The sequence below is a fragment of the Kitasatospora sp. NPDC048296 genome, from assembly GCF_043201815.1.
In the GTDB taxonomy this organism is placed as follows: Bacteria; Actinomycetota; Actinomycetes; order Streptomycetales; family Streptomycetaceae; genus Kitasatospora.
The window spans coordinates 1-20,224 of the sequence record NZ_JBICZB010000105.1; the positions used below are offsets into that span (position 1 = coordinate 1).

Below are 20,224 nucleotides of genomic sequence, written 5' to 3' on the forward strand. Positions count from 1 at the left end.
GAACAACCCCTCCTGATCACGCATACCAGGATCATCTCGTACGAATGATCACAAGCCACACGCGGGTTGCCGCTTACTGACCCACGCTCCTAGGTCGGCGCGTGCTCGGTCTCCCTGCGCGGTCCGGGCGGGTGCCCGGACCGCGCAGGTCACGGCGGTGGGTGTGGTCGTCGTGGCCGCGGACGGCATACAGCGCATCGGGGCGCCGCCCCGCAGGTGCGGGCAGCCAGGTGAGCCGGGTACGCCGCGCTCCCCGCGTGGTGCGGTCCTAGGCTGGTCGGTAGGAGCCACTCGGCGGAAGTCCCCATCAACCGGGGGACGGGCGAGACCGCACTGGAGGTGTCCCATGGTGTCTCCTGCTTCCTCAGCGACCGGTGCGGGCGGGAGGCCCGCGATGCGCCACTGCTGCCCGAGTGGCACGGTGATCTTCGCCGGTGTGCTGGTGTTCATCCTTGCGCTCTTCAACGGCCTGAACGGCGTCGCCGCGATCAACCGGTCGCACGTCTTCGTCGCCGGCGCCCACATCGTCGTGGGCGATCTGCGGGCCTGGGGCTGGACCCTGCTGGTGCTCGGGATCCTGCTGGCCCTGATCGCGGCCGGCATCCTGGCCGGCAGCCAGCTGGCACGCTGGGTCGGCGTGGCCGTGCTGTCGCTCAACGCCTTCTCGCACATGTGGGTGGTGGCCAGCTACCCGCTCTGGTCCGTGCTGATCATCGTCCTGGACATCCTGGCGATCTACGCGCTCTGCGTGCACTGGGGTGGCCATGAGCACGAGGAGGCGACGCGGTAGCCGACCTCCATGGCGACGAGCGCCGCGCTCCACCGCGGACTCAACGGAAGGCGTCGACGTGGCGCTCGCACCAGTCGCGGAAGGTCCTGGGGGCGGTGCCGGTGATGTTCTCGACATCATCGGTGACGAATCCGGCGCGACCGGAGCGGAGAAACTCGTGCAGGCGCTCGATGAGGTGCGCCTCTGCGGGCGGAGTCCCTCGCTGAACGGCAGCCTGGGCGAACTCGTGGGGAGTGACGTCCTCGAAGTCGATCGAACGCCCGGTCACCTCGGCGATGATCTCGACCTGCTCGCGCGAGGTCAGGCCTTCCGGGCCGGTGAGGAAGTACCCCTTCCCCACGTGACCGTCCTGGGTGAGGGTGACCACGGCGACGCGTGCGATGTCCTCCGGATCGATCACACCGAGCCGGCCGTCACCGGTCGGGTAGACGACCTTGCCCGCACGGATGGAGTCGCGCCACCAGAGCGCGTTGGACGCGAAGCTGTTGGGTCGCAGACAGGTCACGCCGAGGCCGGACTCGCGCAGGACCTGCTCGCGAGCCGCGACGGCGGCTCCCATGGGGTTCTCCTCCAGCGGCAGCAGGCGCGCGCCGACGGAGGAGAGCAGGACGATCTTCGGCGCCGCCGCGTTTCGTGCGGCGTCGATCACCGTCCTGGTCTGCTCGGTCCCGCCTCCGACCTGCATCAGGAAGACGGCCTCGACGCCCTGAACCGCCTCGGACACGCCGGCGGGGTCGTCGAGATCGCCGACGGCGAGCTCGATGCCCGCCGGGAGGCCGGCCGCCCGGGAGGGGTCGCGCACCAGCGCCCGGACGCTGTGGCCCTGCGCGTGCAGCTGCCGTGCGACGGGGCCGCCGACGTTGCCTGTTGCTCCGGTGACGAGAATCATCGAACACTCCCTCTTCGTGTGCTCAGCGGTGCTGAGGTGCAGTGCCCTGTCATCAGGGCCCCCAGGTGCGCCATCACTCCGGCGACAACCACTGTGGCACCGCCGGAGCACAACTGGCTGGCCCAACTCGCCCCGCGTCAGGTCAGTCGCCGGGGGCCTGGGGCGCGTACGTCTCCAGGTAGGCGGTGACGAGGTATCGGGCTTCGTCCACCGTCGCTGCGTCGCCGCGCGGGGAGCGCTCGAAGGCGACGTCGAAGAGCTGGTCGCCGGCCTCGAAGGCGAGCTGTACGGCGAGGAGCGGGGTGTCGGGGCGGATCAGCGCGCGGTCGACGAGCACCCGCCAGGTCTTCTCGGCGAGCGACTCGTCGAACTCGCGCCCCAGCTCGGCCAGGGGCGCGGTCTGCTCCCGCCACAGCTGGACGAAGGCCGAGTACCGGCGGCCGTGGGCGAGGAGTGGATCGATGACGGCGTCGACGGTGTCGCGTACGGTCCGCAGTTCGCGCCCGTTCAGCCGGGAGATGATCTGCTGGCGCAGTGCGGACAGGTGACGCCGCAGCAGCTCGGCGTCGACCTGGTCGCGGTCTCCGAAGTAGTGGCAGACGGACGAGGTCGGGATCCCGGCCCGCTCGCCGATCGCCTTGAGGGTCGCGGCCCGGTATCCCTGCTCGGTGAGCAGGGCCTCGGCGGCGTCGAGGATCGCCTTCGTCCGCTCGATCCCGGCCACCGCCCGCAGACCGGCAGGCCCCGTACCCGACCCCCGGGGTGCGGGGCCTGCTGTCAGGGTCGGATCGCCGACGTGCCGCAGGGCGGTGGCACCGAGCCGACCGGTGCTGCCGCCCTGCGCAGGCCGTCGACGGCTTCGCCTCGGCGCGGTCAAAGTCTGGCAATGATTTCCATCTTGCCCACAGAGTCTATGGTTTTGAAAACCGTTTCCATCTAGGGTGGCGCTGTCCAACGGAGCCGGACCCCGCCAGGAGGCGGGGCCGGCAGGTTTCGAGGAGTAGCCCCCCATGCGTGCCACCCCGTCCAGATCGGCCAGCCGTACCCTCCGCGTAGCGCTCGGCGTGACCATCGGCGCCGCGCTGGCCACGGCCACCGCCTGCTCGACCTCCTCCCCGGCGAAGACCGCCCCGGCCGGGGCGAGCGGCGCCGGCGGCGGGAGTTCGAAGGTGATCCAGGCGGTCGCGGCGGAGAACTTCTGGGGCTCCATCGCCACCCAGCTCGGCGGTGACCACGTGAAGGTCACCAGCGTCATCACCAACCCGGACACCGACCCGCACTCCTACGAGCCGACCGCCGCCGACGGGCGCACCGTCGCGGGGGCCGAGTACGTGATCAGCAACGGGATCGGGTACGACGCCTGGTCCGACAAGCTGCTGGCGGCCAACCCCGCCTCCGGCCGCACCGCGCTGAAGGTCGGCGACCTGCTGGGGAAGAAGGAGGGCGACAACCCGCACCAGTGGTACTCGGCGGAGAGCGTCACCAAGGTGATCGACCGGATCACGGCCGACTACAAGAAGATAGACCCGGCCGACGCGGCCTACTTCGACAGCCGGAAGCAGACGTTCACCACTCAGACGCTGGCCAAGTACAACCAGCTGGAAGCCGACATCAAGGCCAGGTACGCGGACACCCCGATCGGTGCCTCGGAGTCGATCGTGACCCCGCTCGCGGAAAGCACGGGCCTGAAGATGCTCACCCCGGAGACGTTCCTGGACGCGGAGAGCGAGGGCACCGACCCGACCGCTGCCGACAAGGCCGCCATCGACCAGCAGATCTCCGGCAAGCAGATCAAGATCTACGTCTACAACACCCAGAACTCCAACCCCGACGTGGTCGCCCAGGTCAACGCGGCCAAGGCGCAGGGGATCCCGGTCGCCCAGGTCACCGAGACCCTCGCCCCGGTGAACGCGACCTTCCAGGACTGGCAGACCCAGCAGCTGCAGGGCATCGCCGACGCGCTGAAGCAGGCGACGGGCAAGTGAGCGAGCGAAGCGAGCTCACCATCAAGAGGCGCGTACGGGCGAATGCCCCTGGCGAGCGATGGGGGTACCCCCGGCCGGAGGCTGGGGGAGAGGCGGGCGCATGAGTATCCACCCGGCCGAGAAGGTCCGTACGGACATGGAGCGCACCACTCCCGCCGGGGAGCCGGTGCTGTCGCTGCGCGGCGCGGCCGTGCGCGTGGGCGGGCGGAACCTGTGGTCGGGTGTCGAACTGACCGTGGGGGCCGGGGAGTTCACCGCCGTCCTCGGCCCCAACGGGGTCGGCAAGTCCACCCTCGTTAAGGTCCTGCTCGGCGTCCTTCCGGCGGCGGCCGGCGAGGTCCGGGTGCTCGGCGCCGCGCCCGGCGAGCGCAACGCGGAGGTGGGGTACCTGCCGCAGCGGCGCAACTTCGACGCGAGCGTGCGCATCCGCGGGATCGACGTGGTGCGGCTGGGCCTGGACGGGGATCTGTGGGGGATCCCCGTCCCCGGGCTGGGCCGCGCAAAGCGCCGGTCGGCGCGCGAACGCGTCCAAGAGGTCATCGAGTTGGTGGGCGCCACGAAGTACGCACAGCGGCCGATCGGGCAGTGTTCGGGTGGCGAGCAGCAGCGGCTGCTGATCGCCCAGGCCCTGATACGGCGACCGCGGGTCCTGCTGCTGGACGAGCCGCTGGACAGCCTCGACCTGCCCAACCAGAGCGCGGTGGCCGCGCTGCTGGGACGGATCTGCCATCAGGAAGGGGTGTCGGTGGTGATGGTCGCGCACGACGTGAACCCGATACTCCACCACCTGGACCGCGTGGTGTACATCGCCGAGGGCGGCGCCGTCTGCGGTACCCCGGCCGAGGTGATCACCTCCGAGACGCTGACCCGCCTGTACCGCACGCCCGTCGAGGTGCTGCGCACCTCCGACGGGCGGCTGGTGGTCGTCGGCCAGCCGGAGGCCCCGGCCGTTCACATCGACCGGCACGAGAGCGGGGGCGGCCGTGCTGCTGGCGTCTGACGCGACCTCGCCGGTCTTCACCTGGAACCTGATCGCCGATCTCCAGGACATGTGGTCCTACGACTTCATGGTGAACGCCTCCCGGGCCGGCCTGGTCGTGGCCGTGGTGTGCGCGGTGGTGGGCTGGTTCATGGTGCTGCGTCGGCAGACCTTCGCCGGACACACCCTCTCGGTCGCGGCATTCCCCGGCGCGTCCCTGGCGGTCCTGCTCGGCTTTTCCACCTCACTCGGTTACTTCGGGTTCTGCGTCGCCGCGGCCCTGGTGATAGCGGCTCTCTCCCGCGGTGGACGGGACGGCGGCGCCGAGGAGTCGGCCGTCACGGGTACGGTGCAGGCCTTCGTGCTGGCCTGCGGCTACCTGTTCATCAGCCTCTACAAGGGCCTGCTAGAGGGGCCGACGGCGCTGCTGTTCGGCAGCTTCCTGGGCATCACCACCGGCCAGGTCGTGACCCTGGCGGTGGTCGGCGCCGTGGTGCTGGCCGTGCTGGCAGTGATCGGACGGCCGCTGCTGTTCGCCTCGGTGGATCCGGAGGTGGCGGCCGGACGCGGGGTGCAGGTGCGGCTGCTGGGCACGCTGTTCCTGGTGCTGCTGGGCGCGGCGACCGCCGAGGCGAGCCAGATCACCGGCACGCTGCTGGTGTTCGCCCTGATGGTGATCCCGCCCGCGACCGCCCAGCAGCTCACCGCCCGGCCCGGACTGAGCCTGCTGCTGTCCGTGGCCATCGGGCTGACGGCGTGCTGGGCGGGACTGATCGCGGCCTACTACCAGCCGTACCCGCTGGGCTTCTTCGTCACCGGCTTCGCCTTCGCCGGATTCGTCCTCGCCCATCTGCTGCGCTTCGCCCGCGAGGCGCTCGGCCGGGCACGCACCCCGCTCACGCTCGGAGGTGCCGCATGAGCACGGTCATCACCCAGGCCTTCTTCCAGCACGCCGTGCTGGCAGGGACGTTCATCGCACTGGCCTGCGGGCTGGTGGGCTACTTCCTGGTGCTGCGCGCGCAGATCTTCACCGGCGACGCGCTCAGCCACGTCGCGTTCACCGGCGCGATGGCCGCCCTGGCCGGAGGCTACGACCTGCGGCTCGGCCTGTTCGCCGCGACCATCGGGGTGGGCCTGCTGATCGGCGGGCTCGGCCGGCGCGGCCGTGCGGACGACGTGGTGATCGGCAGCGTCTTCGCCTGGATCCTCGGCCTCGGCGCGTTCTTCCTCACCGTCTACACCACCTCCCGCAGCGGCGCCCAGGGCGGCGCCGGGACGAGCGTGCTGTTCGGCTCGATCTTCGGCCTGCACGGCAGCCAGACGACGGTGGCCGTCGCCATCGCGGGCGCGATCTGCGTGACCACGCTGCTGATCGCCAGACCGCTGCTCTTCGCCACGCTCGACGAGGCCGTGGCCGCGGCTCGCGGTGTACCGGTACGACTGTTGGGCTTCGGCTTCCTCGCCCTGGTCGGCGCGACCGCCGGCGAGGCCACCCAGGCCGTCGGTTCGCTGCTGCTGCTCGGCCTGCTCGCGGCCCCGGCGGGCGCGGCGATCCGGCTCACCGACCGGCCGTTCCGGGCGCTGGCGCTGTCCGCCGCGCTCGCGGTCGCGGAGATGTGGGGCGGGCTGCTGCTCAGCGCCGCCGCGCCGAAGCTGCCACCGGGCTTCGCGATCATGGCCGTCGCCAGTGCCGTTTATGCGGCCACCTTCCTGGCCCGCCCGACGGCCCGCACCGCCCGCCCGGCGGTGGGCTGAGCGCGTGGGCGTGGAACGGGGGAGAGGATGACCGACACGAAGCCGACCGCGATCGTCACTGCCGACCGGCCCGACCGTAGACCCGCTCGCCCGGCCGACGGTGACGTCGAACTGCTCGGACGAGTCACGCCGCGTCGCGCCGAGGTGTTGCGGGCGCTGGTCGAGTCGGCGGAGTTCGTCAGCGCCCAGGTGCTCTACGCCCGGCTGGTGCAGGCCGGTTCCCGGGTGGGCCTGAGCACCGTCTACCGCACCCTGACCGCACTCGCGGAGGTCGGCCGCGCCGACGTGGTACGGGATGCCAACGGCGAAAGGCTGTTTCGCCACCGGCCCGGCCCCGACCACCGGCACTACCTGATCTGCCGGAGCTGCGGGCTCAGCCTGTCCGTCGATTCCACCACCGTCGAGGCCTGGGCCGAGCACATCGCCTCGATGTCCGGCTTCGACCAGGTCCACCACACCGTCGAGCTGACGGGCCTCTGCCCGAACTGCCTCAGCGCCGGCTGAACGGCGGCGCACCCCGGTCAACTTCCCTACGGAGGAAGGCATTCACCCATGCCCAGACCCGCCTCGCCGCGCCGCGTCGCGCGGTCGAGCGTCCTGAAGGACCAGGCCCGCGAGCTGCTCCCACCGGCCGACGACGACATCGTCATGATCCGCCAACGCGACTGCACCGGCACCAACGACCTACTCGAGGGGCGCCTGCGGCAGCGTGCGGGGGCAGAGCCGGCGCGGCTGCTTGTCTCCCTTGAGCTTCGCGTCCACGCAGCCGCCCGGCAGTGCGCCGGGGCCGTACGTGCTGGTGCCGAAGTTGGCGGTGACCTGGAGAACGCCGTTGCCGAAGCTGGTCTGCTGCACCTGGTGGTCCGCGCTCAGGTAGCGGAAGTCGGTCATCGGCTGCGTGCCGGCGGCCTGGTGCAGTGGCGCGAAGTACTGCTGCAGCGCGGCGAGTTGCTTGCCGTCGGTGGTGAGCGTCGGGCCGTTGAGGATCAGGTTCAGCGGGGTGTTCTGCAAGATCGCCTGTAGCGCCCGGGTGGTCTCCAGTGCCGGGAACTTGGTGTAGGACAGCTCCCACCGGTCGAGGTTGACCTGGGCATCGTGCAACGCGGTCTCCAGCAACGGGATCCGGTACGTCGGGTCGAACATGGCCTTGGTCAGGTCGTTCGGCAGGGTGACCGGCTTGAAGAAGATCCCCGGTGCGGTGGCCGGCGCATAGCCGCCCCAGACCTCCTTGTTCTTCTCCAGTGGCCACAGCCCGTCCGCCGGCGGAGTCAGCGAGCCGTGACTGAAGTCGATGACCGGGCCGGCCCAACTGTGCGCGGCCTCGGATCCGAGTACCAGCTTGTCCGGACCGGACAGCTGGCGCATCCGGGCGATCCGGTTGGCTTCGTCCTGCTGCTGGTTCATCGGGTGGTCGGCGCTGAAATCGTCGAACAGCTCGCCGGCCGCATCCACGTCCAGGAAGTAGCTGTTCGCTCCGTTGGCGGTCATCCGCGTGGTGCGCTGGGCGAGGAACTCGTCGTGCTGCGCGAACGCCTGCGAGCTGAGGTAACAGCCGCGATCGTGGAAGCCCGCGAGCACGGAGCCGTCCTGCCGGTGGATGCAGTAGCCCGGGTAGACCGGGGCCGGCCAGGCGGAGGTGGGGGCATCGGCGGTGGCCGGGTCCTGCCCGTTGGCGAACGAGTCGTACGGGCCGACCAGATAGCCCGCCTGCTTCGCGGCGGCCACCGCCTGTGCGTCCATCGGCCGGTCGTCGGCGTCGTAGCCGAGCCAGAGCCGGGACAGGCCCAGCGCCTGCATCTGCTGCACGCCCTGCGCGGTGCGGGCGCTGCCCCAGGTGTAGGCGTGGAACGCGCCGAGCAGCTTGCCGACCTCCGGGTTGGCGGCGATCTTGCTGCTCAGCGTGACCAGTTGGCCCTGGTCGCCGAGCCAGCGGCGGTAGTCCTGCGCCGGGGCGACGGGAGAGGGAGCGGTGAGGGCGAAGGTGAGCGTGTAGTCCCGGGTGTCCGCCCGCTGGGAGAAGGTGTGCACGGCGGTGCCGCGCAGACGGCCGTCCTGGGAACTGAGGCCGAGCGAGGTGCCGATCGGCTGTGGCACCAGGTAGCTGACACCCGCTCCGGCCAGCGTGTAGCCCCACAGCGGCATGCTCAGGTCGGTTTCGAGGCCGTAGTCGGCACCGGCCACGCCGGTCCGGGTCGAGTTCCAGAACGGGTCGGCAACCGGAATGCCCAGACCCTCGCCGCGCGGCAGTTGCAGCTGCGTGGCGGACGGATCGGTGCCGGTGACCGGCCAGGACAGCGTGGCGCCGTCCTGCTCGCTGTGCACGGTGACCTGCAGCCGACCGCGCACCGCGGCGGCGGTGACGCTCAGGCCGTGCTCGGGCAGCGTCCAACTCGCCGTGCCGCCCTTGACGGTGACCGGGCCGGGCGCACCCAGTGGCTGCGCCGCAGGTGCGGAGAGGGTCAGCGTCCGTCCGTCGCGGCCTTGCGCGGTGATGGCCAGCGAGTCGGTCTGCAGCTGTGCGACGCCGCCGTTCACCGGGATGTCCAGGAGGTTGCCGTGCAGCCGGATCGAGAAGTCGGCGGGCGCCCGGCCGGCAGGGTGGGTGGTCGCCCCGTGGGCGGCCGACCAGGTCGCGCTGACGAACGTGGCAGCGCTCACCAGCGCGAGCGCTGCCATCCGCGCGTGGCGGCGATGAGTGCGTCGCGGGCGTTGCGGGCGTTGCGGGCAGGGCGGTGGAGTCGAGTTCGTAGTCGTCATGCTGCGGAATGGTGTCGGCAGGTCATAAGAACACTTCTTATGAAGCGTCGGCGGAGCCGCTCGGACCTGGAAGAGCAACTGTCAGCGCGCTACTTCACGGCGCTACTTCACGGCGCTACTTCACGGCGCTACTTCACGCCGACGGACGGGCCTGCGGCAGCGAGGTGCCGGCGTTCAGCAGCTCCGTTGTGACCCGGGCCGGCCCGACTTCGGCCGGGAGCCTCGCCCGGACGCGCTCCCGCAGCACCGATCGGCGCTGACCACCCTGGCGGGCACGCTCAGCCGGGCAGCGCCAGCCGGAACAGCGCGCCGCCGTCCGGGGCGTTCTCGGCGGTGAGGGTGGCGCCGTGGGCGCGGGCGATCTGCCGGGCCATCGCGAGTCCGAGACCGGAGCCGGGCAGCGCTCGCGCGGCCGAGGCGCGGTAGAAGCGGTCGAAGACGTACGGCAGGTCCTCCGGCGCGATGCCGGGGCCGTGGTCGCGCACGGTCAGCTCCAGGCCGGCCGTCAGACGCACCTCGACCGTGCCGCCCGCCGGGCTGAACTTGGCCGCGTTGTCCAGCAGGTTGGACAGCAGCCGGGCGAGCCGGGCCGGCACGCCCGGGACGGTGCGCTCCCCGGCGGTGTCCACCAGGGCGAAGCCGACCGCGGGCCAGTGGCCACGGGCGACGTCCACGCAGTGCGCGACCAGCGGGCCCACCCGGACCTCTTCGAGCAGCGGCTGCGGCTCCTCGTCGCGGGCCAGCTCGATCAGGTCGTTGACCATACCGGTCACCTCGCGCAGCTGGCGGCTCAGCGCGCCGGCCGCCCGCTCGCGCTGGCTGTCGGTCAACCGGTCAGCGCGGGAAAGGAGTTCGGCGTTGGTGCGCAGCGCCGTGAGCGGGGTGCGCAGCTCGTGCGAGGCGTCCGCGACCAGTCGGCGCTGGGCGGCCACGGACTGTTCCAGCTCGCCCAGCATGGTGTTGAAGCTGCCGGCCAGCCTGGTCAGTTCGTCCTCCCGGCGACCGGGCGGCAGCTCGATCCGCACTCCGGCGTCGCGGGTGTCCGCGATCCGCTCGGCGGTCCTGGTCAGCCGGGTCACCGGGGCCAGTCCGGTGCGGGCGACCGTGTGGCCGAGCGCGGCGGCCAGCAGCACCCCGACCGCGGCGACGGCCGCCATCAGCTCGCCGGCCTGCCGCACCCCCTCCTGCACGGTGTCGGCGCGCAGCGCCACCTGGACGGCCTGCCGGGTGCCGGCGGGCGCCGTGAGCATCGGGGTGGTGAGTATCCGGGCCGGGTGGCCGCCGATGGCGAGGTCGGTGAAGTAGCCGCCACGCTCGCGGGCCGCGACCTGGCGGGTGGCGGGGGTGACCGGCAGCAGGTACGGCTGGGCCGGGTCCCTGGCCGGGTCGGCGGGCACGATCTGGGCGCACGCGGGAGCGGCCAGATAGCCGCACTCGCCGTAGACCACCTGCGGGCCCCGGTCGCGGTACTGCTGCTGGAGCAGGGTGGCCTGCTGGGTGAGGTGCAGGTCGAGCTGGTGCTCGAGCTCGTAGCGGACGATGGTGAAGGCCGCCGCGCTGACGCCGAGGGCGACCAGCGCGACCGCGGCCGTGCAGGCCAGCGCGAGGCGGGTGCGCAGCGGACGGCGCCGGCGCCAGCGAGCGTGTGCCCTCACCGCTCCTCCAGCCGGTAGCCCACCCCGTGCACGGTGTGCACCAGCCGCGGCTCGCCGCCGGCCTCCAGCTTCCGGCGTAGGTAACCGATGTACACCGCAAGCGAGTTGGAGTCGGGGCCGAAGTCCGATCCCCACACCCGCTCCATGATCACCTCGCGCGGCAGCACCTGGCCGGGGTGGCGCAACAGGACCTCCAGCAGCGCGAACTCGGTGCGCGAGAAGTCCAGCGGGCGTCCGCCGCGGCTGCCGGTGCGGGTGACCGGGTCGACCACCAGGTCGGCGTACTGGTACTCGGCCTCCTCGACGGCTGGCGCGCTGCGGCGCAGCAGGGCGCGCAGCCGGGCGGTCAGCTCGTCCAGCGCGAAGGGCTTCACCAGGTAGTCGTCCGCGCCCGCGTCCAGGCCGTCGACCCGCTCGCTCACCGAGTCGCGGGCGGTCAGCACCAGGATCGGGATCCGGTCGCCCAGGGCCCGCAGCCGACGGCAGACCGCCAGGCCGTCGAGCGCGGGCATCATCAGGTCGAGCACCATGGCGGCGGGCTGCCAGCGGGCCACCTCGCCGAGCGCCGCCAGCCCGTCGGCGGCGCCGCGCACCTGGTAGCCCTCGACCGCCAGTCCGTCCTCGACGGCGGCGCGCACCTCCGGGTCGTCGTCCACGACCAGCACCTTCTGCCCGTTGCTCATGCGGACAACCCTCTCAAAGCGACTCTGAGAACTCTCTTACATCGGCTCGCCAGGCTGCCGGGCATGCGGACAGAACACGGGGACCAACCCCTTTCAGTGGTGATCGGTGCCGGTGGCACCGGCGGGCACATCTATCCGGGCCTGGCTCTGGCCGAGGCCCTGCGCCGAGCCGATCCGCGAGCGGTGATCTCGTTCGTGGGCACCGAGCGCGGCCTGGAAACCAGGCTGATCCCGGAGGCCGGCTACCGGCTGCACACGGTCGACATGATCCCCTTCGACGCCGCCCTCGGACTGCGCCGCTACCTGCTGCCCGCCGCGCTGCTGCGCTCCGCCCGGCAGTGCCGGGAGATCCTGCGGGCCCAGGGCGCGCAGGTGGCGGTCGGCATGGGCGGCTACCCGAGCGCGCCGGTGATCGTCGGAGCCCGGCTGGCCGGCCTGCCGAGCCTGGTGCACGAGTCCAACGCGGTGCCGGGACGGGCCAACCGCTTCGCCGCCCGGCTCACCCCGCACATCGCGCTCGCCTTCGACCGCACCCGAGCCCACCTGCCCGCCGGCCGGCAGGTGGAGACGGTGGGCATGCCGCTGGTGGGCGCGGTCGCCCGGCTCGACCGGGCGGCGCTGCGGGCCGAGGCCCGGCGCCACTTCGCGGTCCCGGAACACGCCCGACTGCTGGTCTTCAACGGCGGCAGCCTCGGCGCCACCCGGCTCACCGAGGCCGCCGTCGACCTGGCCGAACGCTGGCGGCACCGCACCGACCGGCGACTGCTGATCAAGACCGGCCCGGCCGCCCTGGACCAGGTGCGCGCCCGGCTGGCCGGCAACCCGGTGGCGCGGGCGGTGCCCTACCTGGACCGGATGGACCTCGCCTACGCGGCTGCCGACCTCATGGTCTGCCGGGCCGGCTCGGCCACCGTCGCCGAACTGTCCACGCTACGGATGCCCGCCGTGCTGGTGCCCTACCCGCACGCGCCGCACGACCATCAGACGCACAACGCCCGGGTGCTCTCCGACACCGGCGCCGGCCTGCTGCTGCCGGACGCCGAATGCACCGGCGAACGGCTGGCCGCGCTGGTGGAACCGCTGCTCGCCGATCCGGCCCGGCCGGCGGCGATGGCGGCGGCAGCCGACCCCGGTACCCACGCGGACGCCGCCGACCTGCTGGCCGCCAAGGTGCTGGCCACCATCCGCCGCGGCGTCCCGGCCATCGAGTCCGTGCCCACCACCGAGCCGGACGACCCGCAGGGGCCGCACCGGGCGAACGGCCCGCACGACCCATATGACCCACATGACCGATACGACCCGTACGGCGCGCTCGGCCGCTTCGCGCCCGACAGCCCCTACGGCCCGCTGAACAGCAACAGCCAGATCCCGCACACCTGGAGGACGACATGATCGCGCAGACCGGCGACCACCACCCGCAGACCGGCGACCGCCACCCGCAGCCCTCGAACGGCCCGGCCGCGCCCGCGGACTGGACCGGACGCACGGTGCTGGTCACCGGCGCCGAGGGCTTCATCGGCAGCACCCTGGTCGACCTGCTGGTGACCCGGGGTGCCCGGGTACGGGCCCTGGTGCACTACAAGCCGTACGCCGAACGCGGCTACCTGGCCCGCTACCTGTCCGAGTCCGACGCCGCCGTGGAGATGCTCGCGGGCGACGTCCGGGACGCCGGCCGGGTGCTGGACGCGGTCGCCGGCTGCGACACCGTCTTCCACCTCGCCGCGCTGATCGGCATCCCCTACAGCTACCAGGCCCCGGAAGCCTACGTGCAGACCAACGTGGTCGGCACCCAGAACATCGCAGCCGCCTGCCTGCGCCACGGCGCCAGGCTGCTGCACACCTCCACCAGCGAGGTGTACGGCAGCGCGATCACCGTCCCGATCAGCGAACACCACCCGCTGCAGCCGCAGTCCCCGTACTCCGCCTCGAAGATCGGCGCCGACATGGCGGCCCTCTCCTACTGGCACGCCTTCGAACTGCCGGTCTCGGTGGTCCGCCCGTTCAACACCTACGGACCGCGCCAGTCCGCCCGCGCGGTGATCCCCACCATGCTCGCCCAACTCCACTCCGGAGCACGGCAGATCAAGCTCGGCTCACTCACCCCCACCCGCGACTTCACCTACGCCACGGACACCGCTGAGGGCTTCCTGGCCATCGCCCGGGCCGAGCGGACCATCGGCGAGGTGCTCAACCTCGGCACCGGCCACGAGATCTCCATCGGCGACCTGGCCACCGCGCTCATCACCGCCAGCGGCCGGGACGCCGAGGTCGTGGTCGACCCGAGCCGACTGCGGCCCGGCGGCAGCGAGGTGGCACGGCTGCTCTCCGACAACCGCAAGGCGCACGGACTCGCCGGCTGGCAGCCGCGCGTCGATCTGGCGGAGGGCCTGCGCCTCACCTCCGACTGGGTCGCCGAGCACCTGCACCTGTTCGCGCCCGAGCGCTACCAGGTCTGACGCCGGGGTGGAGCGGGCTGTCGGACCAGCAGCGGGCGACGCCCCTCTGCACCGGCCCTACACCCGCTCCACCCCCGCCCCGGCCCAGTTGGTGGTCGAGTCTTCGGGGCGGGCGCCCGGGGTGACACGGGAGACGCGGTGTCGAGTCCGGCACGCGTCAGGCGGCCGGCGGCTGGGTGCCCGGACCGCCGGGGCCCGAGCGGGTCATGTCCGTCACCCGCAAGATCGGCATGGGGCCCTGCGCGCCTACCTCCTGCTCGCGATGATCAGAGGTTCGTCCGGCTGGTCCGGTGATGGCTGCGCCTTGGTGCGGCGGGCGTAGGCGCGGGCCGCGCGGGCGCGGTCGCCGCAGCGCACGGAGCACCAGTTTCGGCGGGCGTGGGTGCGCAGGAGGTGGCGTCGGCACGGGGGAGAGGCGCAGGCGGCGAGGCGTTCGGCGTCGGGGCCGGTGAGCAGGTCGGCGGCGTCGGCCGCGAGGACCGCGAGGGCGTGGTCGACGATCCGGTCGGTGGGGTGTGGGTGGACCCGGTGCAGGCCGTGCGCGGGGTCCCAGTGCAGCAGTGCGGCCGTGGGGGCGCCGGTCAGTGCCTCGTTGACGGCGCGCAGTGCGTCGTCCGGCGCGGGGAGTCCGTCGATCCGGGACGCGAAGAGTGCCCGCAGCTGATCCCGCAGGGCGCGCAGCCGTGCCGTGCACACCTCGAACAGCTGGACGTCGGCCGGTGCGAGGTCGTGTTCGACCAGCCAACGCGTCGCCGCGCCGGGGGAGTCGAGCAGGTCCAGGTGCTGGCCGCCCGGGAAGGCGAGCGCGGTGTTGGCGAAGTCGAGCGCGCGGTGCTGTTCCGCCCCCGGTGCGGGCGGCGGGACGGAGTGCTCGGACGTGGTGCTCGCGGTCTCCTGCATGACTCTCATGTTAACCGTTGCTTTTTTCCGTGAGGCTCGGCTAGTTTCCTCTCACGGAAAAAACCTGCCCCATCCGTGAGGAAGTGATGGCCGAGATGACCGAGACCAGCGCACCCGCCGAGCAGACCTCCATCAGGACCTTCGGCGGCCCGACCGCCCTGATCGAGTACGGCGGGCTGCGGTTCCTCACCGATCCCGCCTTCGACGCCCCCGGCGAGTACCCCCGGGGCAACGGCTACGCCCTCGTCAAGACCGCCCCCGCCGCCGTCGCCCCCGCCGAGCTCGGTCCGGTCGACCTGGTCCTGCTCTCCCACGACGAGCACCCCGACAACCTCGACCACTCCGGCCGCGCGCTTCTGGCCGGCATCCGCCTGGTCCTCACCACGCGCGGCGGCGCGGGCCGCCTCGGCGGTACCGCCCGGGGCCTGGCGCCCTGGGAGAGCGTCGAGCTGTCCCGCCCCGACGGTCGCACCCTGACCGTGACCGCCACCCCCGCCCAGCACGGGCCCGAGGGCTGCGAGCCCGTCACCGGCGAGGTGATCGGCTTCGTCCTGACCGCCCCGGACCTGCCCACGGTCTACGTCAGCGGCGACAACGCCTCACTCGCCCTGGTCGAGCAGATCGCCGAGCGCTTCGCCCCCGTGGACACCGCCGTCCTGTTCGCCGGCGCGGCCCGCACCCCGCTGTTCGACGGCGCGCTGCTCACCCTCGACAGCGCCCAGGCCGCCGAGGCCGCCGCCGTCCTCGCCGCCCGCCGCGTGGTCCCCGTCCACTTCGACAGCTGGGGCCACTTCACGGAGGGCCGCTCCCACCTCGTCGACGCCTTCACCGCGGCCGGGCTGCTGGACCGCCTGGAGCTGGGCCCGGCCGAAGTCGCCGCCGAACGCGGCTGACTACGCCATGACGCCCGACCGAGAACGTCCGGGCCGGCCGCTCGCCGGCCGGCCCGGACATCGGGATCAGGCGAGGTCGAACCGATCGAGGTTCATGACCTTGTCCCAGGCGGCCGTGAAGTCACGCACGAACTTCTCCTTCGAGTCGCCCTGCGCGTAGACCTCTGCGATGGCTCGGAGCTGAGAGTTCGAACCGAAGACGAGGTCGACGGCGGTGGCGGTCCACTTGACCTCGCCCGTGGCGCGATTCCGCCCCTCGAACACGTTCTCGGCCGAGGCGGACGCCTTCCACTCCGTGCCCATGTCGAGCAGGTTCACGAAGAAGTCGTTGGTCAGCGTCCCGGGCCGATCGGTGAGGACACCGTGCCGGGACTGCCCGACGTTGGTGTCCAGGGCCCTCATGCCGCCGATGAGAACCGTCAGCTCCGGAGCGGTCAGCGTCAACATGAACGCCCGGTCCACCAGTCGGGTCTCGGCCGGCAGCTTCTCCCCGGCCCGGAGGTAGTTGCGGAACCCGTCGCAGGTCGGTTCGAGCACGGCGAACGACTCCACGTCGGTCTGCTCCTGCGAGGCGTCCGTACGCCCTGGCGCGAACGGGACCGTGACGTCGTACCCGGCGTTCTTCGCCGCCTGCCCGACGGCCGCGCACCCGCCCAGCACGATCAGGTCGGCGAGCGAGACCTTCTTGCCGCCGGACTGCGAGCGGTTGAAGTCCTGCTGGATCCGCTCCAGGGTCTGCAGCACGCCGGTCAGCTCGGCCGGCTGGTTGACCTCCCAGTCCTTCTGCGGCGCGAGGCGGATCCGCGCCCCGTTGGCCCCGCCGCGCTTGTCCGTGCCGCGGAAGCTCGCTGCCGCCGCCCACGCGGTGGAGACCAGCTGCGAGACGGACAGCCCCGATCCGAGGATCTCGCCCTTGAGGGCGGCGATGTCCGGCTCTGTGATCAGTTCGTGGTCGACCTCGGGGACGGGGTCCTGCCACAGCTGCGGCTCGGGAACCCACGGGCCCAGGTAGCGCGAGCGGGGTCCCATGTCGCGGTGCAGCAGCTTGTACCAGGCCTTGGCGAACGCCTCCTCGAGCTCGTCGGGGTTCTCGTGGAAGCGCTTGGTAATCGGCCCGTAGACCGGGTCTAGCTTCAGCGCCAGGTCCGTCGTCAGCATCATCGGGGCGTGCCGCTTGGACGGGTCGTGAGCGTCGGGCACGGTGCCCTGGGCCTTCGGATCCTTGGGGGTCCACTGCTTGGCCCCAGCGGGGCTGGTCGTGAGCTCCCAGTCGTATGTGTACAGGTTGGCCAGGAAGCCGTTGTCCCATGTGGTCGGCTGGTTGGTCCAGGCGCCCTCCAGCCCGCTGGTGAACGCATGGGCGCCGGTGCCGCCGTCGAAGGTGTTCTTCCAGCCGAGGCCTTGCTGCTCGATGGGGGCGGCCTCGGGTTCCGGACCGACGTACTGGGGATCGACCGCACCGTGGGTCTTGCCGACCGTGTGGCCGCCGACGATGAGCGCAGCCGTCTCCACGTCGTTCATCGCCATACGACCGAAGGTCTCCCGAATGTCCCGGGCGGCAGCCAGCGGATCCGGGTTGCCTTGGGGCCCCTCCGGATTCACGTAGATCAGGCCCATCTGTACGGCGCCGAAAGGCTCGGCGAACTCCCCCGGTCCGCTGTAGCGCTCATCTCCGAGCCAGGTGTCCTCGGGGCCCCAGAAGATCTGGTCGGGCTCCCAGATGTCCTCGCGCCCGAAGCCGAAGCCGAAGGTCTTGAAACCCATGGATTCATAGGCACAGTTACCGGCGAAGATCAGCAGATCGGCCCAGGAGATCTTCCGGCCGTACTTCTGCTTGATCGGCCAGAGCAATCGGCGTGCCTTGTCCAGGCTCGCGTTGTCGGGCCAGCTGTTGAGGGGGGCGAACCGCTGAGCGCCACTGCCGCCACCGCCCCGGCCGTCGGCGATGCGGTAGGTGCCGGCGGCGTGCCAGCTCATCCGGATGAAGAGCGGCCCGTAGTGACCGTAGTCGGCCGGCCACCAGTCCTGGGACGCCGTCATCAGCTCGACGAGGTCCCGCTTCAGCGCCTCGACGTCGAGGGTCCCGAACTCTTCCTTGTAGTTGAAATCCCCACCCATCGGGGTGGACTGGGGCGAGTGCTGGTGGAGAACCGACAGGTCCACCTGGTTCGGCCACCAGTCCCGGTTCGTCCTGGGCCGGTGCGGCGTGGAGGTCGGGGAGGGGATGAGTGGGCTCTCGCTTTCGCTGGACATGCCGGATCTTCTCCCTGTCGTGCTGCTTCGTTCTGATGGCTGGATTGCTCGGGTGGCAGCGCGCAGGAGGTGGGCGGCCAGGGCGGGCTTCCGCCCGCCCTCGTCCGGGTACTCGACCTACGGCGGGACGGCAGGGCGGGAGCGGGAAGGACCGTCCGGAGCCGGGCTTCGCCCGGAGCGGCTCCTCCTCCTACACGCGCGCATCATCCCCTGGCCGGCAGAGCGGGCACGGGAGGCGCGGCCGGACTGTACCCAGCGAGCCATCCTGCTGGGCATCCGGGTAGCGCCGTCATCCACCACATGGCAGCGCTCGGTCCTCGGGCTGGAACCGGGGACGCTCGTCGCAGGGTCGTCGTTGCAGAACCGTGAGTTGGTGGCGTAGGGCGAGGATCTCGATGTCCTTCTTCCGGTCGGCCAGCGGGAGCAGTCGTAGAGCGGCGAAGGCGTGGGAGACCGTGAGGTGGGCGAAGCGCATGAGCACGAGAAGACGTCATGTCGGACGGAGGGTGCCCGAGCGCAAGGTCCTCGTGACCTGCGCGGACGTGGTAATCGGCACCCACAGCCCCCGCCCGCTGCGCCCGGACACGCCTGGCCTGGTCGTTCTCCGGGTGCGGCAACAGCCTTTGCACGTCGGTAACCACCCAGCTGTAGCGCCCTTTGCCAGCGCACATCTTCACAAGCAAAGGAGTTCCATGAGGCGTCATGCCAGATCGCGGCTCACCCTCCTGACCGTGGCCGGAGCGCTCGCCGCGGCTGCGCCGGCCTTGTCGCCGGCTGCTGCTGCGACGCCGGTGATCTCCTCGGGCGGCGTGTACACCCTGACGAACGTCCACAGCGCGAAACTGATGGACGTTCAGCACGCTTCGGCCTCCCCGGGGGCTCCGGTGCTGCAGTGGCACGACAACGGCGGGGCCAACCAGGAATGGCTGATCACCCGGACGAGTTCCGGCTCCTACACCCTGCGCAGCGCCAACTCCGGGCTGTGCCTGGACACCCCGGACGCGGCGAACACCACCCCGCCCGTCCAGCTCGTGCAGAACACCTGCGACGGCAGCACGCACCAGCAGTGGAAGGTCCGCGCCCTCGTCGACGGTTCCTACACGCTGGCCAACGCCGCCAACGGCCTGCTCGCCGACGACGCCAACGGTTCCACCACCGACGGCACCGCCGTCATCCAGTGGCGCGCCAACCACGGCGCGAACCAGCACTGGAAGCTCACCCGGCTGACTCGGGTCGGCGCCTACAGTGACGGCCTGATGGCCTGTGGCCAGACCTACGGGGCGACCTTCCACAACCAGACCATCCGCATGATCGCCCACACCTCGGTGTCCGGCTCCCTCCCGCGGGTGCGGCTGAGCAACCTCTACGGCGGCTCGCCGCTGACCGTCGGAGCCGTCGACCTCGCCCAGCAGAGCAGCACCGCGGGCACGGCCGTGGCCGGCACCCACCGCACAGTGACGTTCAAAGGCTCCAGCAGCGTCACCATCCCCGTAGGACAGGACGTCTTCAGCGACCCGGTGCCGATGGGCGTGGGCGCCGACCAGGACCTGCTCGTCAGCGTCTACTTGCCCAACAGCCCCGCCGGCGCCGACACCTGGCACCAACGGGCCCGCGAGAACACGTGGATCTCCACGACCGGCAACCACGTCACCGACGACAGCACCAGCAACTACCCCGCCACCGGACAGCAGTGGTTCGTCCTGACCGGTCTCGACGTGACCTCGCCGACGGCCGCCGGCACACTGGTCGCCGTCGGCGATTCCATCACCGACGGGGTCGGCTCCACCCCGGGCGCCAACCACCGCTGGCCCGACGACCTCGCGCGGCGCATGGCCGCGACCAGCGGTGGAACCACCCGCGGCCTGGTGGACGCCGGGATCGGCTCCAACCGGATCCTCACGGATGCCGGTACCAACGGCTACAACAGGTCCCTGATCAGCCGCTTCCAACACGACGTCCTCAGCCAGCCGGACGTCAAGGACGTCGTCATGCTCGAAGGCATCAACGACATCGGCGACAACATCGGCTCCAACGGCACCGGACCGCTGACGGCGACCGACCTGGAGAACGGCATGCTGAACGTCATCCGCCAGGCGCACGCGGCAGGAGTGAAGATCACCGGTGGAACGATCCTGCAACGCCGCTGCGTTTAGCGTCGTGGGCGAGTTGCAAGCCCGTCTTCCATGATCTTGACCTCGGTATGGAGGGTGTAGTTCTGGGCGGTGGCGG

The 20,224-nt window shown here is 71.5% G+C and carries 18 protein-coding genes; 10 read left to right on the forward strand and 8 right to left on the reverse strand.

What is annotated here, in order from left to right; translation table 11 throughout:
- The first annotated feature begins 394 nt into the window (after positions 1-394).
- Positions 395-790 (forward strand): hypothetical protein, encoded by a 396-nt coding sequence (locus tag ACGF12_RS35445; RefSeq protein ID WP_393039682.1) that lies wholly within the window; start codon positions 395-397, stop codon positions 788-790.
- 40 nt (positions 791-830) lie between these two features.
- On the opposite strand, the gene ACGF12_RS35450 is transcribed toward ACGF12_RS35445, so the two are convergent.
- Complete coding sequence (locus ACGF12_RS35450) at positions 831-1,679, reverse strand: NAD(P)H-binding protein (protein ID WP_393039685.1); 849 nt, start codon at positions 1,677-1,679, stop codon at positions 831-833.
- Positions 1,680-1,821: 142 nt separating this feature from the next.
- Complete coding sequence (locus ACGF12_RS35455; protein ID WP_393039688.1) at positions 1,822-2,403, reverse strand: TetR/AcrR family transcriptional regulator; 582 nt, start codon at positions 2,401-2,403, stop codon at positions 1,822-1,824.
- Between the two features lie 286 nt (positions 2,404-2,689).
- On the opposite strand from ACGF12_RS35455, the gene ACGF12_RS35460 reads away from it, so the two are divergent.
- The 5 genes from ACGF12_RS35460 to ACGF12_RS35480 all read left to right on the forward strand — a co-directional run bounded on the left by ACGF12_RS35460 (position 2,690) and on the right by ACGF12_RS35480 (position 6,902).
- Positions 2,690-3,664 carry a metal ABC transporter solute-binding protein, Zn/Mn family gene (locus ACGF12_RS35460; protein WP_393039691.1) on the forward strand — a complete coding sequence of 325 codons (975 nt, stop codon included), beginning with the start codon at positions 2,690-2,692 and terminating at the stop codon, positions 3,662-3,664.
- Between the two features lie 100 nt (positions 3,665-3,764).
- Positions 3,765-4,664, forward strand: a complete 900-nt coding sequence (locus tag ACGF12_RS35465) for a metal ABC transporter ATP-binding protein (protein ID WP_393039694.1) — start codon at positions 3,765-3,767, stop codon at positions 4,662-4,664.
- Positions 4,648-5,562 carry a metal ABC transporter permease gene (locus ACGF12_RS35470; RefSeq protein ID WP_393039697.1) on the forward strand — a complete coding sequence of 305 codons (915 nt, stop codon included), beginning with the start codon at positions 4,648-4,650 and terminating at the stop codon, positions 5,560-5,562. The genes ACGF12_RS35465 and ACGF12_RS35470 overlap by 17 nt, the downstream gene beginning before the upstream one ends.
- Positions 5,559-6,398 (forward strand): metal ABC transporter permease, encoded by an 840-nt coding sequence (locus ACGF12_RS35475; protein WP_393039700.1) that lies wholly within the window; start codon positions 5,559-5,561, stop codon positions 6,396-6,398. Before ACGF12_RS35470 ends, ACGF12_RS35475 begins: the two co-directional genes overlap by 4 nt.
- A gap of 27 nt (positions 6,399-6,425) precedes the next feature.
- Positions 6,426-6,902, forward strand: a complete 477-nt coding sequence (locus tag ACGF12_RS35480; RefSeq protein ID WP_393039703.1) for a Fur family transcriptional regulator — start codon at positions 6,426-6,428, stop codon at positions 6,900-6,902.
- Between the two features lie 180 nt (positions 6,903-7,082).
- Here ACGF12_RS35480 and ACGF12_RS35485 read toward each other — a convergent pair whose 3' ends face one another.
- The 3 genes from ACGF12_RS35485 to ACGF12_RS35495 form a co-directional block, all read right to left on the reverse strand.
- On the reverse strand, positions 7,083-9,056 hold the full coding sequence (locus tag ACGF12_RS35485) for a glycoside hydrolase (protein WP_393039706.1): 1,974 nt from the start codon (positions 9,054-9,056) through the stop codon (positions 7,083-7,085).
- Between the two features lie 377 nt (positions 9,057-9,433).
- A complete protein-coding gene (locus tag ACGF12_RS35490) occupies positions 9,434-10,810 on the reverse strand; it encodes a sensor histidine kinase (RefSeq protein WP_393039709.1) in 1,377 nt (458 codons plus the stop codon).
- Positions 10,807-11,493 carry a response regulator transcription factor gene (locus tag ACGF12_RS35495; RefSeq protein ID WP_393039712.1) on the reverse strand — a complete coding sequence of 229 codons (687 nt, stop codon included), beginning with the start codon at positions 11,491-11,493 and terminating at the stop codon, positions 10,807-10,809. The genes ACGF12_RS35490 and ACGF12_RS35495 overlap by 4 nt, the downstream gene beginning before the upstream one ends.
- A 63-nt stretch (positions 11,494-11,556) precedes the next feature.
- Between ACGF12_RS35495 and ACGF12_RS35500 the strand changes: the two genes are divergently transcribed.
- Positions 11,557-12,885, forward strand: coding sequence for a glycosyltransferase (locus ACGF12_RS35500; protein ID WP_393039715.1), 1,329 nt, complete (start codon positions 11,557-11,559; stop codon positions 12,883-12,885).
- Positions 12,882-13,949, forward strand: coding sequence for an SDR family NAD(P)-dependent oxidoreductase (locus tag ACGF12_RS35505; protein WP_393039718.1), 1,068 nt, complete (start codon positions 12,882-12,884; stop codon positions 13,947-13,949). Before ACGF12_RS35500 ends, ACGF12_RS35505 begins: the two co-directional genes overlap by 4 nt.
- A gap of 246 nt (positions 13,950-14,195) precedes the next feature.
- Here ACGF12_RS35505 and ACGF12_RS35510 read toward each other — a convergent pair whose 3' ends face one another.
- Entirely contained in the window at positions 14,196-14,849 is a 654-nt protein-coding gene (locus ACGF12_RS35510) for a CGNR zinc finger domain-containing protein (protein ID WP_393039721.1), read from the reverse strand.
- 95 nt (positions 14,850-14,944) lie between these two features.
- On the opposite strand from ACGF12_RS35510, the gene ACGF12_RS35515 reads away from it, so the two are divergent.
- Positions 14,945-15,742, forward strand: a complete 798-nt coding sequence (locus ACGF12_RS35515) for an MBL fold metallo-hydrolase (RefSeq protein ID WP_393039733.1) — start codon at positions 14,945-14,947, stop codon at positions 15,740-15,742.
- 66 nt (positions 15,743-15,808) lie between these two features.
- Here the strand turns inward: ACGF12_RS35515 and katG are convergent, their stop codons facing one another.
- Both katG and ACGF12_RS35525 read right to left on the reverse strand, forming a co-directional pair.
- Entirely contained in the window at positions 15,809-17,995 is a 2,187-nt protein-coding gene (gene katG / locus ACGF12_RS35520) for a catalase/peroxidase HPI (RefSeq protein WP_393039724.1), read from the reverse strand.
- 289 nt (positions 17,996-18,284) lie between these two features.
- A complete protein-coding gene (locus tag ACGF12_RS35525; protein WP_393039727.1) occupies positions 18,285-18,470 on the reverse strand; it encodes a hypothetical protein in 186 nt (61 codons plus the stop codon).
- Between the two features lie 217 nt (positions 18,471-18,687).
- On the opposite strand from ACGF12_RS35525, the gene ACGF12_RS35530 reads away from it, so the two are divergent.
- The gene (locus tag ACGF12_RS35530; protein ID WP_393039730.1) at positions 18,688-20,148 is read left to right on the forward strand and encodes an RICIN domain-containing protein; all 1,461 of its coding nucleotides are present in this window, start codon (positions 18,688-18,690) and stop codon (positions 20,146-20,148) included.
- Positions 20,149-20,224: the final 76 nt, after the last annotated feature.